A 12,999-nucleotide genomic window follows, 5' to 3' on the forward strand; every position below is an offset into this window, starting at 1 on the left:
AGGCGTCAGCAAGCGTTGCATTTCGTGCTGGCCGGCCATTGCCCGGTAGGTCAGCCAGTGGCGGCGCCCGCTCTGCTGACGGATGGGCACTGCTGGGCTGGGCTGCGACGAAAGCCGGGTGAGCGACGCCATGCCCGGGCCATCGCGGCACTGTCGGCCAGCAGGATGATGGCGACTGCGTCACGGTGACCGCGAGCGATTGCCCTGCCCGGGCAGATCACCGATCGACCGCAGCGACTGTCGAAAGGACTTAACAAATGGGTTGGTAGGATTCGGGCGCGTCTCTGGAAGCAGCCTGCGCCTGGATGGGCTGCAGCATTGGAGTTTCATCTCATGAGGAGTTGTCAGATGCCCTGGAAGTCCGCTCTCGCCGTCCTTGCCCTGTCCGCCGCCGCGCTGCCGGCACTGGCCCAATCCGACCGACAAGTGGTCGAGGACATGCTCACGCGCTCGGCCAATGTCTGCCCCGGCCACAGTACCGATCGCACCTCGCCCACCGTCAAGGCCGTCCCCGTGGGCGCGCTGCGGGTGATGCTGGAGCGCGGCCTGGTCATGTGCCCGGACCGCCGCCTGGATGCCGCCGCACCGGCCGTGTTCTACGGCAAGTTCGGCGTGTTCGCCTGGAACCCCGAAGTGAAGGCCGGCTCGGAGGTGATCGTCAAGCAGATTGGAACCATGACCCGCAACGAGGAATACCCCACCGAAACCCTGGTGTGGGATGCCAAGGGCACCGCGCTCAAGCAGCAGACCGTGCCGATGTTCGAACCCAAGCCGGGTGCGGCGGTGTTGTACAAGGTGCGCTAAGCGCGTCATCGCGCACCGATGCGTGCGCTCTTGAAACCGCACACCCTGCGCCTGCCCGATCACGCAAGGCGACGCAGGCGCAGGGTGTGGCTTGCCATCGGCGTCGCTGCAATGCTGCTTGTTGCGCTGAGCGGCTACGGCTGCACAGCACACCCAAGCGCGGCCGAGCAACAGCAGCAGACGTATTGGCGTGGCAAAGCCGAGCGGGAATTGGCGCCCGGCATGTCCAAAGCCCAGGTGCAAGCCTGGGCGGCGCATCACACGCTTCGCCACGCCACCGGCGTGACCCCAATGCTCATGGCCGAACCTGTGGAAACCCGCTGGCCGCATTTTCCCTGTGCCACCACATTCACCATGATTTCGCTGACGTACGATGCGCAGGACACGCTTGCGTCCTTCACCGTCGGCCGAGCGGGTATCTGTCTTTAGCGCGGCGCTTGACCACGGACCGATGCGCGTTATGCATGCCGGTTTCCAAGCGTGAGCGCGTTGCCCGCGTCTCAGCCTTGCTTCACAGGGCTGACCGTTGCGGTGAAGTGGCGAGCCTCATCGGTGATCGGGTCATCGAATGCCAGCGTATGCGCGAACAACTGCAGCGGCCGTTCCGGATCATCGGGCCGCTGATCTTCCAGATCGGGATAGAAACGGTCATGCAGAATCGGCGCGCCCAGCGCGGCCATGTGCACACGCAACTGGTGCTTGCGCCCGGTGACCGGCTCCAGCCGATACGTCCACGTGTCTGCGCCGCGTGCGACCACATCGATCACGGTCTCGCTGTTCGGCTCGCCCACGCCCTCGCGCATGCGGAAGAACGGCTCGCCCGGCTCCAGCCGACTGCGATGCACAGATGGAAAGGTCAGCGCCGGCAGCGGGAGTGCGACCGCCAGATAGTGCTTGCGAATGCGTCGCTCGCGGAAGAGCGCCTGATAGATGCCGCGCGTGGCGGGGTTGGCCGAGAACAACACCAGCCCGGCGGTTTCGCGATCGATGCGGTGCAACGGCACCAGCGCTGGATTGTCCAGCCGGCGCACTAGTCGCGTCAGCAGGGTCTCGCGCACGTATGCACCGGTCGGTGCCACCGGCAGGAAGTGCGGCTTGCAGGCCACCACCAGATCCGCGTCGGCGTGCACCACCGTCTCGACATAGGGGATGACCGGCTCGTGGGAAACCTCGCGGAAATAGCGGATTTCGGCCCCCAATCGATACGGCGCCAATAACGATAAAGCGTGGTCATTTGCATCGCGCACCAGGCCGCGTGCGAAGCGGTCGCGCCAGCGCTCGGCAGCGATCGCCGGAAAACATGCGCACAGCGCATCGAAGACCGAGGCCCAGGGGCCGGCAGGCAGCTGGAAGCGACTGGCCGGCGTGCCATCGTGGGTGCGGGGTGCATCGGGCATCGCCGAGATCGCAACAGGATCGAGAAGTTGGCATGGTAACGCGCGATGCCGCGACGCATTGCATGCAGCGTCGCGACTGCCTGCAGCACTGCACCATCATTTGCTCGCCGTAGCTGCTGGCTTCCGCCTGCGCGAAGCGATGTGCGCTCGCACGATGTCGCTACATCGACACGTGGTGTTCTGGAACCTACGTTCGAATGGAGATGCGTGCGATCGCGCACGATGCACGCCCTGATCATCGGCCCAGCAGCTTGCAACACATGTGTCATCGAGACCGTTGACGTTGCGTGCTGGCAGCCCGCCTATCCCTTTCTCAAGCAGGACATCACCATGCGTTCAACCCTTCACGCAACCGTTGCGACGGCAGGACTTGTTGCCCTCGTCACCACCAGTGCGGCCATGGCCGCCGTGCCGTCGGTCGCGCAATGCACCACGCCCCAGCCCTGGGTGCATTCCAACGCCGGCGTGGTCGTCGGCAACGGCACCGCAGCCAGCTGTACCGCCAGCGCGCTCGCCACTGCGGTGGCGCGAGGTGGTTATGTCACCTTCAACTGCGGCGCAGGTGCGGCCAGCATCGCCGTCAACCAGACCATCACCATCGGCGCCAGCACGCCAACGGTGATCGATGGCAAGGGCAAGATCACCCTCGACGGCCGCCAGGCCGCGCGCATCTTCCAGGTAAAAAACGGCAATGCGTTGTCTGTGCGCAATCTCAAGCTGCAGAACGGCAGCTCCGTGCAGCCGTCGTCCAACACCCAGTACGCCCCCGGCACCTGGGGTGGCGGGGCGATCAACGTCAATTACCGCGGCAAGCTGGAAGTGATCAACAGCCAGTTCCTGGGCAACCGCAGCAGCATTGGCGGTGGCGCCATCTTCGCCGGCAGCGATACCGACGTGACCATCGTCAAGAGCTCGTTCTCCAAGAACACCTCGTGGCTGGGCGGTGCCCTCTACACGCAGCTCAGCCGCCTGACCATCGTCAATTCGGAGCTTGTCGGCAACCAGGCGATCAATGCGCCGGCCGGCTTCCCGGATGCCGACCAGTTCGGCAACAGCGGCGCGATCGACACGGACGGCGCCTCGCTCGCCGGCTACCTCAACGCGGCCGCAGGCGGCGCCACCCTCTCGGTCTGCGGCACCGTGGTGCGTAACAACACCGCAGCCAACAGTGGCGGCGGCGCCACGCTATGGGCGTATGCACCCGACACCATCGACGTGCGCTACTCGACCTTCGCCAACAACATTGCCTACGGCGGCCCGGCCGGTGGTGCGCGCATCAGCCTCGGCTTCGGCGATACCACTCACTCCGGCACGACCATCACCACCCCAGGCATCATCAACGTCGAAGAAACCAGCTTCATTTCCAATCGCGCCGAAAAGAGCAACGCCGGCGCCTTGTACATGGATTGCTACGGCCCGTCCTGTAACGTCAGCAACAGCACCTTCTATGGCAATTACGCCAAGGGTGTCGGCGCTGCGATCCAGCATGTGGGTTGGCAGCCGTCCAATGGCGACCAGGGCAAGACCACGGTGCGCTTCAACAACGTGACCTTCGCCGAGAACACCCCCGGGTCCACCCTGTTCGGTAGCGGCTTCGACATCCGCAACAGCATCCTGTACTCCAAGACCGAGCGGACGTTCTGCAGCGACCAGAGCAGCACCGGCAACAACCTGATCGAGTATTCGGCTGCGGGCGCCTTGTTCAATCGCTGCCTCACCGCCGGCCTCGCACGCGCCACCGATCCCCTGCTTGGCAAACCGGCCACCAACGGTGGCCCCACGCTGACCCAGTTGCCGGCGGCCAATAGCCCGGTGCGCAATCTCGGCAACAACTGCCGCACCATCGACCAGCGTGGCATTGCACGCAACACCGCTGTCTGCGACGCAGGTGCGGTGGAAATCAAGTAAGTCGACCCGCGCATCCTCCTCGCCTGAGGAGGACGCGTATCGCGTGACCGGGCGGGCTAGCCCGCTCGGTTGCGCAATCAAGCATTCGCAAGATCAATCCCGAAGTGACAAGTGTTGCGTCAGTGAGCCTGACCCTGTTTCCGCTGTCTCCTGCGTCGCAAGCGGACTCGAGCGTTACCCTGGCTGCCGGCCGGTTGCATCGAAGTGCGTCGTTCCCGGCACGTGATGGAGTCCAGATCGCGGTGGCCTGGTTGACCTGCTGACAAACCCCGTTTCAGCGACTATGGTCGAATCTGGAATGGGGGTTCTGGCATGGGACGCAGAAAGAAACAGGGTGGGTTTGACGCGTTGGCCGCGTTGCCGTGGCCGCTCGGCCTGGTCGCGGGCATCGTTGCTTTTGTTGGCGTGCGCTACGGCATCGGCTGGTGGTTTTCTCACCAGGACGGAATGCTGTCGCAAGGCTTCGCCCAGCAAGCGGATGGAATATTCGCGCCATTGGCGTGGATGCTGCTCGGCATCTGTTGGCTCGCTGCGCTGGTCTCCTATCTGGGCACACGCAGGCGGCGACGCTTTCTGGAAACACGCACAACGCTGGAGAGCCTGGCCGCCGGTGGCTGGCGCCAGTTCGAACAGTTAGTGGGCGAAGCGTTTCGTCGCCAGGGCTACGGCGTTGAAGAAACCGGTCTGGGTGGCGCCGACGGCGGCATCGACCTGATCCTGCGTAAGGACGGCCGCCGCACGCTGGTGCAATGCAAGCAATGGAAGCGCCAGCAGGTTGGCGTCAGCGTCGTGCGAGAAATGTTCGGCCTGCTCGCCCATCACCAGGCCTACGCGGTGAAGATCGTATGTATCGGTACCTACACGAAGGACGCAGAGCGGTTTGCTGAAGGTAGGCCGATTGAGCTGATCCGCGGCGAACGGCTGCTGGAAATGATTCGAGCGGTACAACTACACGCTGCAAAGCAACCGACACCACAAGCAGCGCGCGTCGAACCTATCTTCGCTTCCACTGAGTCCACTGCCTCCACAACTATCGCCACCCTAGGCTGCCCGCGCTGCGGCAGCGAGCTTGTTCAGAGAAGGAACCGACGCACTAGCGAGCACTTCCTAGGCTGCAGCCAGTTCCCCAGGTGTAGAGGAACCGCATAAGTGAACCTGACCCCTTTTTTTGAACCTGACCCCGTTTTTTGCTGGACCCCGTTTTTTGCTGATTGCGGGCGTTGCCCGCCACGCTGCGCCCATGCCGTTAGTAGCCCAGATGCGTCTGCATCTCCGCTTCCAGCGAGCGATTTATTATGTGCTGGAGCATCTGCGAATACAGCGACCCCATCTGTTCCGGCGGAGTATAACCGGCGGTCAACTCGTCCAAGCGGTCTTTCGATAACTTCATGCAACAGCTCCTCCCGGCTCAACGCGCATCTTCTCAAAGGGCCATTACACAGTTCAATTTACAGACTCAGCAGAGAAGGTTTACTATTGACAACGAGCCAGTTACGCCGAAGCGGCGTGACTTAAACCAAACAGCCCCCCCACTTCCCGGGGCCGTTCAGTACGAAGATTAATTCAGGGAATCACATCTTTATAGAAAGGAATAGTAATGAAGCAGCATAAATTAATCTTTTCCACCATGGTTTTTATATCATTATCTTCACTAAGCCTTAGGGGGGAGGCTGCAAATTGTGAATCCAATTTCACAGCGAGCGGGTCTCAAGAGAAAGGCTTATTCTTCGCAACCTATGTCCATTCGCAAAAATTAGATTTAAACAGTGCAGCCAGTCAGCTTCGAAAAGTGGCCCAGGACGATAAGTTCGAAGTTGTCGAAGAAAAGACCGAGAAAGGCAAGGTAACGCTCACGCTTTTTCAAAAACCTAGTACCAAAACCCGCGGATTTTTTTTGACCTCCGAAGCAGACGAAACGCTAGGCACACTTACCATTATGACGGTTTTGCCTCCACTGATGCAGGCTCGCCCGGAAGACGTCAGGGCTACGATGTGCGGAATGCTGGCCCGCGTCAACCTTGAGCCAACTAAAGCGCCGCCCGACCCAATGGCCGCTAGAACTGCACCGCCCTCTCGTCCTTCAAAGGTGCTGAGGCCCAAAGCGATTTTCGACATGGATGCCGCCAATGCTGCCCTGGAGCCTGGGACATCGACCATCACTGGAACCGCCTGCGTTTTGCGTGGAGGAAAGATTAACCTAGCGCGCAACCATCCGGTTTTCTTATTCCCCGCAAACCCTTATTTGGAAGAGGCGCGAACTCTCCTATCGAAGGCGAAACGTGGGGAGACTGTCGAGCTTTCGCCCGCCTCTATGCTGATTCGGCTGGATGGGATGACTAACGAAGATGGAGATTTTAAATTTTCGAAACTGAAACCTGGAAGGTACTATGTAATGGCGGAAATGAGTACCTCCTTTAATCGAAGTGACACTAGAGCAGTGGGCACTTCATTTGAAGGAGTTCAAGGAAGGCCAACATTAACCACCTACTATCAGACTGACAATTACACACTTAATTATAACGATACACTTGAGAAATTCGTCGAAATAAAAAACCAAGGCGAAACCGCAAAGATTAAACTCACCCCAAAAGGCTATTTCAGTGGCAGCCCAGGGATATTTAGTTGCAAGTTGGGGAATTTTTTAAATTGAAGTGTGAACGCCCCATTGAGCAGAGCGGCGATTGGTCGCAGGGGATTCTCGCGGGCAATCTTTAAACGAAATTGTCATAGTAAAATTGCGTTAGATTGACTTTCAGTCAATCTAACGCTGAGGTTCCCCACATTTCTTCCAGGCGAGTAACGGGGTCCGAGTAACGGGGTCAGGTTGACTTTTTCCGAGTAACGGGGTCAGGTTGACTTTTTCTAACCTCATCAGCGCTCACATTCGAAGGCCTCGTCTAATACATCTTGACCTTCCAGACATGCCCCCACCCGCCATCCTCGGCGCAGCCTCAACTGGAGAACATACGATAATGAAGTAGATGGGCACCGCGCCGGCCGCAACACTGCTGGTGAGCGATTGCTCCAAGGTGGCGGGCGAGAAATTCGTCGGCCACTGAGTCAAGCTGCCAGACGAAATTCTCAGCTGCTTAGACCATTCGATGTTGTGGCGCACTCAACTGTTGTTGGTCCTGCTGCTGGCTTTGCTGTTGAGCTTGTTGCTGCCGCTGCGTTTCGCTCAGTGTCTGCAGCTGCGAAAGGGATTGCTCCACAGGCTGGGCGATAGCGTCGCTCGTCTTCATGTGCGCCATCAGATGAGCGGGGTTATCCAATGCGCCCTGGACCACAAATACATTTTCGCCCCGTCCCACGGACGCTGTTTGATTGCTCAACACGACGTGGTCGATCTGCGTTAGTCCGTTCGCTTTGGCCAAGTGGGCGCTGCTGGCCGCCAGCCGAGCACTGTTGTCGTCATAGTCGCGGCCAAGGCTCTGCTCCAGGCGGCGCACGGCCTCTTCGGCCTGACGATGTAGCGGATCTTGCGAGGGCACGGCGCCCTGGATATTGCGATAGGTTGGCGCAGCATTGTGATCTTCCCGATTCAGCTCGGGCGGGAAGGTACGCGGAGCAATCTGCTGCAATGTCGCGGGGTCGATGTCGCCTGTTTGAGAGAGGCCATGCGCCTGCTGGTAGTTGATCACTGCTGCCTGCATCGAAAGGCGGTAGACACCATCCTCCTGAAGTGGCTGATTGTCTGCGCCGCGATACCCTTCGGCATTCAAGGATTGCTGCACCTTCCGAACCATCTCAGACGATTCACCGATGCGGATTGTTCCGTCATCCACGAACGGCCTGGGTTCAATGCCACGATCCCGCCTTTCTGCATCGATCGACAGACGGCCGCTGACCAAATCGCCTATGTAGTTCTCGTAGTGCTGGTAAAAACGACTGTCCACTTCCATATGTACGTGAATTGCTCCTGTTGCCTGCTTGTTCTGCACGCCTAACGCCTGACCATACTCAACCTGATCACCAGTTTTTACATGGAGTGGCGACATATGCCGGACACGGAGGATGACATCACCGCCTTCCCGATCCAGCACATCCACCAGACCCTTCGACGGATTGACGGTACCAACCACGCCGGCAACGGGTGAAGGAACATCGAGCGACCTTGAAGCAGGCCCAGTAGGTAATCTGGAATCCTCAAGCATGAAGTCCTTCTTCAGCAATACCTGATCAGGACGAAGGCCATAGTCCATCCCTGCCTTGGAGACCTCGATCTCTTGGATTTCACCGCCAACCACTCCCAGCGTACGGCCTGCTTGACCACCAACGACTTTGCCGTTGACCAGATGAGCATCACTGTTGCTTTTGGGGTGGTGTGTAACCAACTCGTCGAAGCTTCCGACAGCCTCGTTATGATCTCCCTTTTCAGCATCCCATTCGAGTTGAATGACGCGATAGGGTATCTGCTGTCCAGCATCCTGGCTTGCCATATCCTAACTCCTTGTCAGTCTCTGAGATTAATAGCCCGCGTTAGGTACCAACAGCCTCTACGCTTCTCGAACACATAAGTATCCACTTCATATTCCATGCCGAAATTTACCCTGCGCCCCTCATTGGCAGTCACCTCTACGGAGACCTGAGAGCCAACCTCACTTTTTGGCTCAGGCTTACTTCTTCCAGCGGCTAGTTGATCGAATATTTTTGCTTCTTTGAAGTACCGGTAGGAGAATAACTGAAGCCGAGACGGGCCTTTCTGCTTGGAGATATGCGTGTCCGGTGATGACGCAGTTTCTTCTTCGACAGTGTGAGTCGGGACCTCATACTCCAGCGGATCATCCGTGAAGCGGCGACGTACGTCATCGTTTGCAACATCGGCATAGCGCTGAAGGAAAATGCTGAAATCCTTCGAGGGGCAAGCGACCGACGTTTTCTCGTTGTTCTGTCTCGGATGCTCGCGCTGTGGGGCGACCGCCCGGGCGGGCGAAGTGCATCCCGCCATTGAGATACAAAGCACCGCAGCAAAGGCGATATATGGATTCAAGTGACAGGCACCCATGCTCATCATGCTTCCTTTATTCATGGCGGTGGCATCTCAAAGGCCCATCTTGACGGCTACTTCAAGACGACCTCAGCTTACCCATGGCTCAAGCCGAACGTCAGAAGGCTGGCGGCGGCATCACTAGCTTCTGCTTGTCCCTAAGCGGTTGGCAAGTCAGATCGGGTTTGACACGTCATCAGACGTGGCAGAGCGCGTCGTTCCCAATTACGCATCCGAAGCAGCGGCAGTTTTTTGTCCCTGGGAGCACTCCTGGTCCTTGACCTCCCATACATCCCCCACCCGCCATCCTCGCCGCAGCCTCAACTGGAGAACACACGATGATGAAGTGGATGGGCACCGCGCTGGCCGCGGCACTGCTGGTGAGCGGTTGCGCCAAGGTGGAGGGCGAGAAGTTCGTCGGCCACTGGGTCAATGTGCAGACGCAGGAAGAGACGATGGACATCGAGCGCAATGGCGAGACCTTCATGGTCCGCAGCACCACGCCGAAGTTCTTCAGCCGCCAACCCAAGACCGAGAGCTACCCGGCGGTCTACAAGGACGGGGCGCTGCAGGTCAGCAACGATGGCGAGACGGTGAACTTCGCCATCGACGAGAGCAACGGCCACCTCAATACTGGCGGCGAGCAGTACCAGCGCGTGCCGGCCAAGTAAGGCCGCCGCTGTCACCGGCGCCCGCGTGCCGACCTTCACGGTCGCACGCGGGCGTTCTTGTTGTTGGGTCTGCCGGCCGCACCGCTCGGCTGCCGGCGCCGCCCCCGAGAAAACGCCAAGCCTGGGGCACCGCCCGTCGCCCCGCCCGCTCTCCCCTGCCATCCAGCGCGCGCAAGCCTTACAGTGCGCAGGCACGCCAGGGTCATGGCGCTGCCCAACCGATCAATCCAGCAACTACGAGGGTGTCATGAGCAAGGGGATGGACCAGAAAAAGAGCCAGAAGAAAGAGCCGGCCAAGACGCTGAAGGAAAAGCGCGCGGCCAAGCAGGAAAAGAAGGCCAAGTAAGCCGCCCGGCCTGCCAGACGGCGGACGAGGTCAGGTGGATCGCCTGACCTCGCGTTTGGGGCGCGGCGCGTGGCGCCGAGCGTTGGCTTGCGAATTCGGCCTGCCAGGCTCTCCCGATCGCTGCCGGCATGACCTGCGATAACGCCCCGACGCTGCGACCAGACGGCTGTCGCCTTCGCCCGGCCCAGCCACGGCCTCGCATAAGGTCAGGCGATATCCGCCATCCGCTTCGAGCAACCTCAGGTGCGATCGCCTTGCTGGCTGACGACAAGCGCTGTTTCGGAGCGATGCGTGACGCGTAAGCCGCACTCCGCCAGATACGTTGCAGATGCGATGTGAGTGTTTTCCATGGCTCTTGCCGTCGGCGGCCGTTATCCGAAAATTTCAGATAACTGCGTCTTGCTCGGTGAACGCCTTTATCAGAACAACGACCCCTGCACCGGCGTGACAGTGGATGGTTCCGTGGCTTGCGTGACGGATGCACCCTGCTGCTGCGCACCCAACCGCCATGCCAGGCCCGAGATGCGCGCGGCATGCCGGGCGAGCGCGGCGCGGATGACCGCTTCGCTGCCTGCCAGGTGCAGGGCGCGGCGGGCGCGGGTGATGCCGGTGTAGAGCAGTTCGCGGCTGAGCACGCGGGCGTCGCGGGTGGGCAGTTGTAGCCAGACGTCGTCGAATTCGCTGCCCTGGGCCTTGTGCACGGTCATGGCGAAGGCGCTTTCGTGGGCGGGCAGTGCGGCGGGGTGGAAGCCGCGCACCTGGCCGTCGCCGTCGCCTTCGAACCAGGCGACCAAGGCGCCTTGGGCACGGCGGTCGGCGGCGGCGGGGTCGCCGCGGTTTGCGGTGCCGCCGGAAGACCCAGCTGCCTCGCTACGCGCTGTAGCGGTGCTCGCGTCGCTGCGCTCCGAGGGAGCGTTTGTGTCGCTGCGTCCCGAAAAGGGACTCGCTTCGCTTCGCCCCGAAAAGGGACTCGCTTCGCTTCGCAGGCAGATGCCGACGTCGCCGTTGAACAGGCCGTGGCGGTAGCTGTTTTCGGTGATCAGCAGCAGGCGACCCTGGAACCAGGGCGAGGCGCCGCCGAGGCGGCGGGCGCCGGAGCCGGTGTCGGCGAGCAGTTGTTCGATGCGGGCGTTGAGGCCGCGCGCGCCTTGCGGGCCGGCGCGTACGGCGGTGAGCAGGCGCAGGCGGCTGGCCGCGCGCAGGGCGGCGGCGGGGTCGTGTGCATCGGCCAGCGCGCGCCAGTGCGCGAGCAAGGCGTCGCGGCCGAGGGCCAGCGGGTCTTCGCCGTCTTCGTGGAAATGCACGCCGGCCAGTTCGCCACTGCGCAACAGGGCCAGGGCGGTGTCGGCGTCGCCGGTGCGGATGGCGTCGGCCAACGGGGCGAGTGCGAAGTCGTGCGCCTGGCGGTAGCCGCGCAGCAGATGCACGCGGTGGCCGGTGAGGCCGCCGCTGTGGGTGCCCGGGGGCGTGGTGTGGTCGGGCGCGCCGCCGAGCAGCGGTTGCAGCGCCTGTGCGTCGTGCGGCTGCAGGGTGTCGCCGGGGCCGGCGGCCTGCAGGATGGCGGCGAGCACGTCGCCGGCCTCCACCGAAGGCAGCTGGTCGGCGTCGCCGAGCAGGATCAGTTGGGTGCCATCGGCGACGGCTTCGACCAGCTTGCACATCAGCGGCAGGTCGACCATGGAGGCTTCGTCGACGACGATCAGGTCGAAAGGGAGCGGGTTGTCGGCGTTATGGCGGAAATTCGGCGAATCCGGGATGACGCCGAGCAGGCGGTGGAGGGTGCTGGCGCTGGTGGGGAGGAGGGGTTCCCAGGTGGACGGCTGGCCCCGGGCACCCTCTCCCGCTTGCGGGAGATGGGAAACAGCGGGGTTTGCTGGCCCTGTCGCTTGCCCGTGAGGGGCGGTGCTGGCAGTGGATGGGAGCTGGATGCCGTCGGCGATGGCGCGGGCGATGGCCAGGCGCAGGCTTTCGGCCATGCGCTCGGCGGCGCGGCCGGTGGGTGCGGCCAGGGCGATGCGTGGGACCGGGGTGTTGGATGCCTGCGCCTGGGCGATGCGCAACAGCAGCAGGCGGGCGATGGTGGTGGTCTTGCCGGTCCCGGGGCCGCCGGTGACCAGCAGCAGGCTGCGGCGCAGGGCCAGGGCTGCGGCTCGGGCCTGGCGGTCGATGGATGGCTCGGGCAGCAGGTCTGTGCCCTCGCCCACCGTGATGTGCTGCTCCTGCGGCACGCCCTCCGGGCCGGCGTCGCGGTTCGCTTCGGCATCCCGCCTTTGCAGGCGGGCACCCTCTCCCGCAGGCGGAGGAGCGACGGCGGGGTTGGGGAATAGCTGGGCGAATAACGGCGCCAGCGTGGCTGCGTCGAATGGGGGCGGCGATTGGGCGGCGATGCGTTGCAGGCCCAGCGCCAGGCGGCGTTCGTACTCGCGGTAGCGACGCAGGTAGAGCAGGCCGTGTTCGAGCACCAGTGGGCAGTCGGCGGCCGCGGGGGCGGCGGGATTGGGTTGGTCGACCCAGCGCGACGCGGCCAGGGCGCGTTGCCAGTCGGCGGGGTCTGGCAGTTGCGGTGGTGGGCCGGTGCGGGGGTCCAGCAGCATGGCCGCGCGCGTCGGGTCGAGTCCTGCGTGGCCGCTGGTGACTGCCAGGGAGGCTAATGCGGCGCCGGCCAGCACCAGGGAGTCGGTGTCTGGGGCGAGCCGTTGCAGGGTTTGGGCGAAGGCCAGATCCAGCGGACGGAGAGCGTCGGCTTTGATCAGCGCGCTGAAAAGCGTTGGGTGGGTCATGGGGCGGGGGTTCCCACGCAGGACGTTGCCTGGCAGCCGCTCCGCGCCCTGGCCTGCGCTTGCAGCGCGGACGCTCCAGACCAAGCGCGCCGGTGGCACGCAGGCG

Annotated in this window: 10 protein-coding genes and 1 pseudogene; 6 read left to right on the forward strand and 5 right to left on the reverse strand. The window is 62.2% G+C overall.

The window, feature by feature from the left end:
• Positions 1-348: 348 nt before the first annotated feature.
• Positions 349-804 (forward strand): hypothetical protein, encoded by a 456-nt coding sequence (locus tag GGR62_RS12645; RefSeq protein ID WP_184408246.1) that lies wholly within the window; start codon positions 349-351, stop codon positions 802-804.
• 30 nt (positions 805-834) lie between these two features.
• The gene (locus GGR62_RS12650; protein ID WP_184408247.1) at positions 835-1,233 is read left to right on the forward strand and encodes a hypothetical protein; all 399 of its coding nucleotides are present in this window, start codon (positions 835-837) and stop codon (positions 1,231-1,233) included.
• Positions 1,234-1,304: 71 nt separating this feature from the next.
• On the opposite strand, the gene GGR62_RS12655 is transcribed toward GGR62_RS12650, so the two are convergent.
• Positions 1,305-2,201 (reverse strand): pseudouridine synthase, encoded by an 897-nt coding sequence (locus GGR62_RS12655; protein ID WP_184408248.1) that lies wholly within the window; start codon positions 2,199-2,201, stop codon positions 1,305-1,307.
• Positions 2,202-2,531: 330 nt separating this feature from the next.
• Here GGR62_RS12655 and GGR62_RS12660 point away from each other — a divergent pair, with 330 nt between their 5' ends.
• Both GGR62_RS12660 and GGR62_RS12665 read left to right on the forward strand, forming a co-directional pair.
• Positions 2,532-4,109 carry a choice-of-anchor Q domain-containing protein gene (locus GGR62_RS12660; protein WP_184408249.1) on the forward strand — a complete coding sequence of 526 codons (1,578 nt, stop codon included), beginning with the start codon at positions 2,532-2,534 and terminating at the stop codon, positions 4,107-4,109.
• A gap of 312 nt (positions 4,110-4,421) precedes the next feature.
• Positions 4,422-5,258 (forward strand): restriction endonuclease, encoded by an 837-nt coding sequence (locus GGR62_RS12665; RefSeq protein ID WP_184408250.1) that lies wholly within the window; start codon positions 4,422-4,424, stop codon positions 5,256-5,258.
• A 100-nt stretch (positions 5,259-5,358) separates the two neighbouring features.
• Here GGR62_RS12665 and GGR62_RS12670 read toward each other — a convergent pair.
• Positions 5,359-5,499 (reverse strand): annotated as a pseudogene (locus GGR62_RS12670) (IS256 family transposase); the annotation flags it as partial.
• Positions 5,500-5,706: 207 nt separating this feature from the next.
• Here GGR62_RS12670 and GGR62_RS12675 point away from each other — a divergent pair.
• Complete coding sequence (locus GGR62_RS12675) at positions 5,707-6,759, forward strand: hypothetical protein (RefSeq protein ID WP_184408252.1); 1,053 nt, start codon at positions 5,707-5,709, stop codon at positions 6,757-6,759.
• Positions 6,760-7,198: 439 nt separating this feature from the next.
• On the opposite strand, the gene GGR62_RS21450 is transcribed toward GGR62_RS12675, so the two are convergent.
• Both GGR62_RS21450 and GGR62_RS12685 read right to left on the reverse strand, forming a co-directional pair.
• The gene (locus tag GGR62_RS21450; RefSeq protein WP_326520260.1) at positions 7,199-8,011 is read right to left on the reverse strand and encodes a peptidoglycan-binding domain-containing protein; all 813 of its coding nucleotides are present in this window, start codon (positions 8,009-8,011) and stop codon (positions 7,199-7,201) included.
• A gap of 551 nt (positions 8,012-8,562) precedes the next feature.
• Positions 8,563-9,138: a hypothetical protein gene (locus GGR62_RS12685; protein WP_260305923.1), complete on the reverse strand. Its 576-nt coding sequence runs from the start codon at positions 9,136-9,138 to the stop codon at positions 8,563-8,565.
• A 296-nt stretch (positions 9,139-9,434) separates the two neighbouring features.
• Between GGR62_RS12685 and GGR62_RS12690 the strand changes: the two genes are divergently transcribed.
• Entirely contained in the window at positions 9,435-9,767 is a 333-nt protein-coding gene (locus tag GGR62_RS12690) for a hypothetical protein (RefSeq protein ID WP_184408254.1), read from the forward strand.
• A gap of 765 nt (positions 9,768-10,532) precedes the next feature.
• Here GGR62_RS12690 and GGR62_RS12695 read toward each other — a convergent pair.
• A complete protein-coding gene (locus GGR62_RS12695; protein WP_184408255.1) occupies positions 10,533-12,893 on the reverse strand; it encodes an AAA family ATPase in 2,361 nt (786 codons plus the stop codon).
• Between the last annotated feature and the right edge of the window lie 106 nt (positions 12,894-12,999).

The sequence above is a fragment of the Xanthomonas sp. 3075 genome (genome assembly GCF_014197275.1).
GTDB lineage: Bacteria > Pseudomonadota > Gammaproteobacteria > Xanthomonadales > Xanthomonadaceae > Xanthomonas > Xanthomonas campestris_B.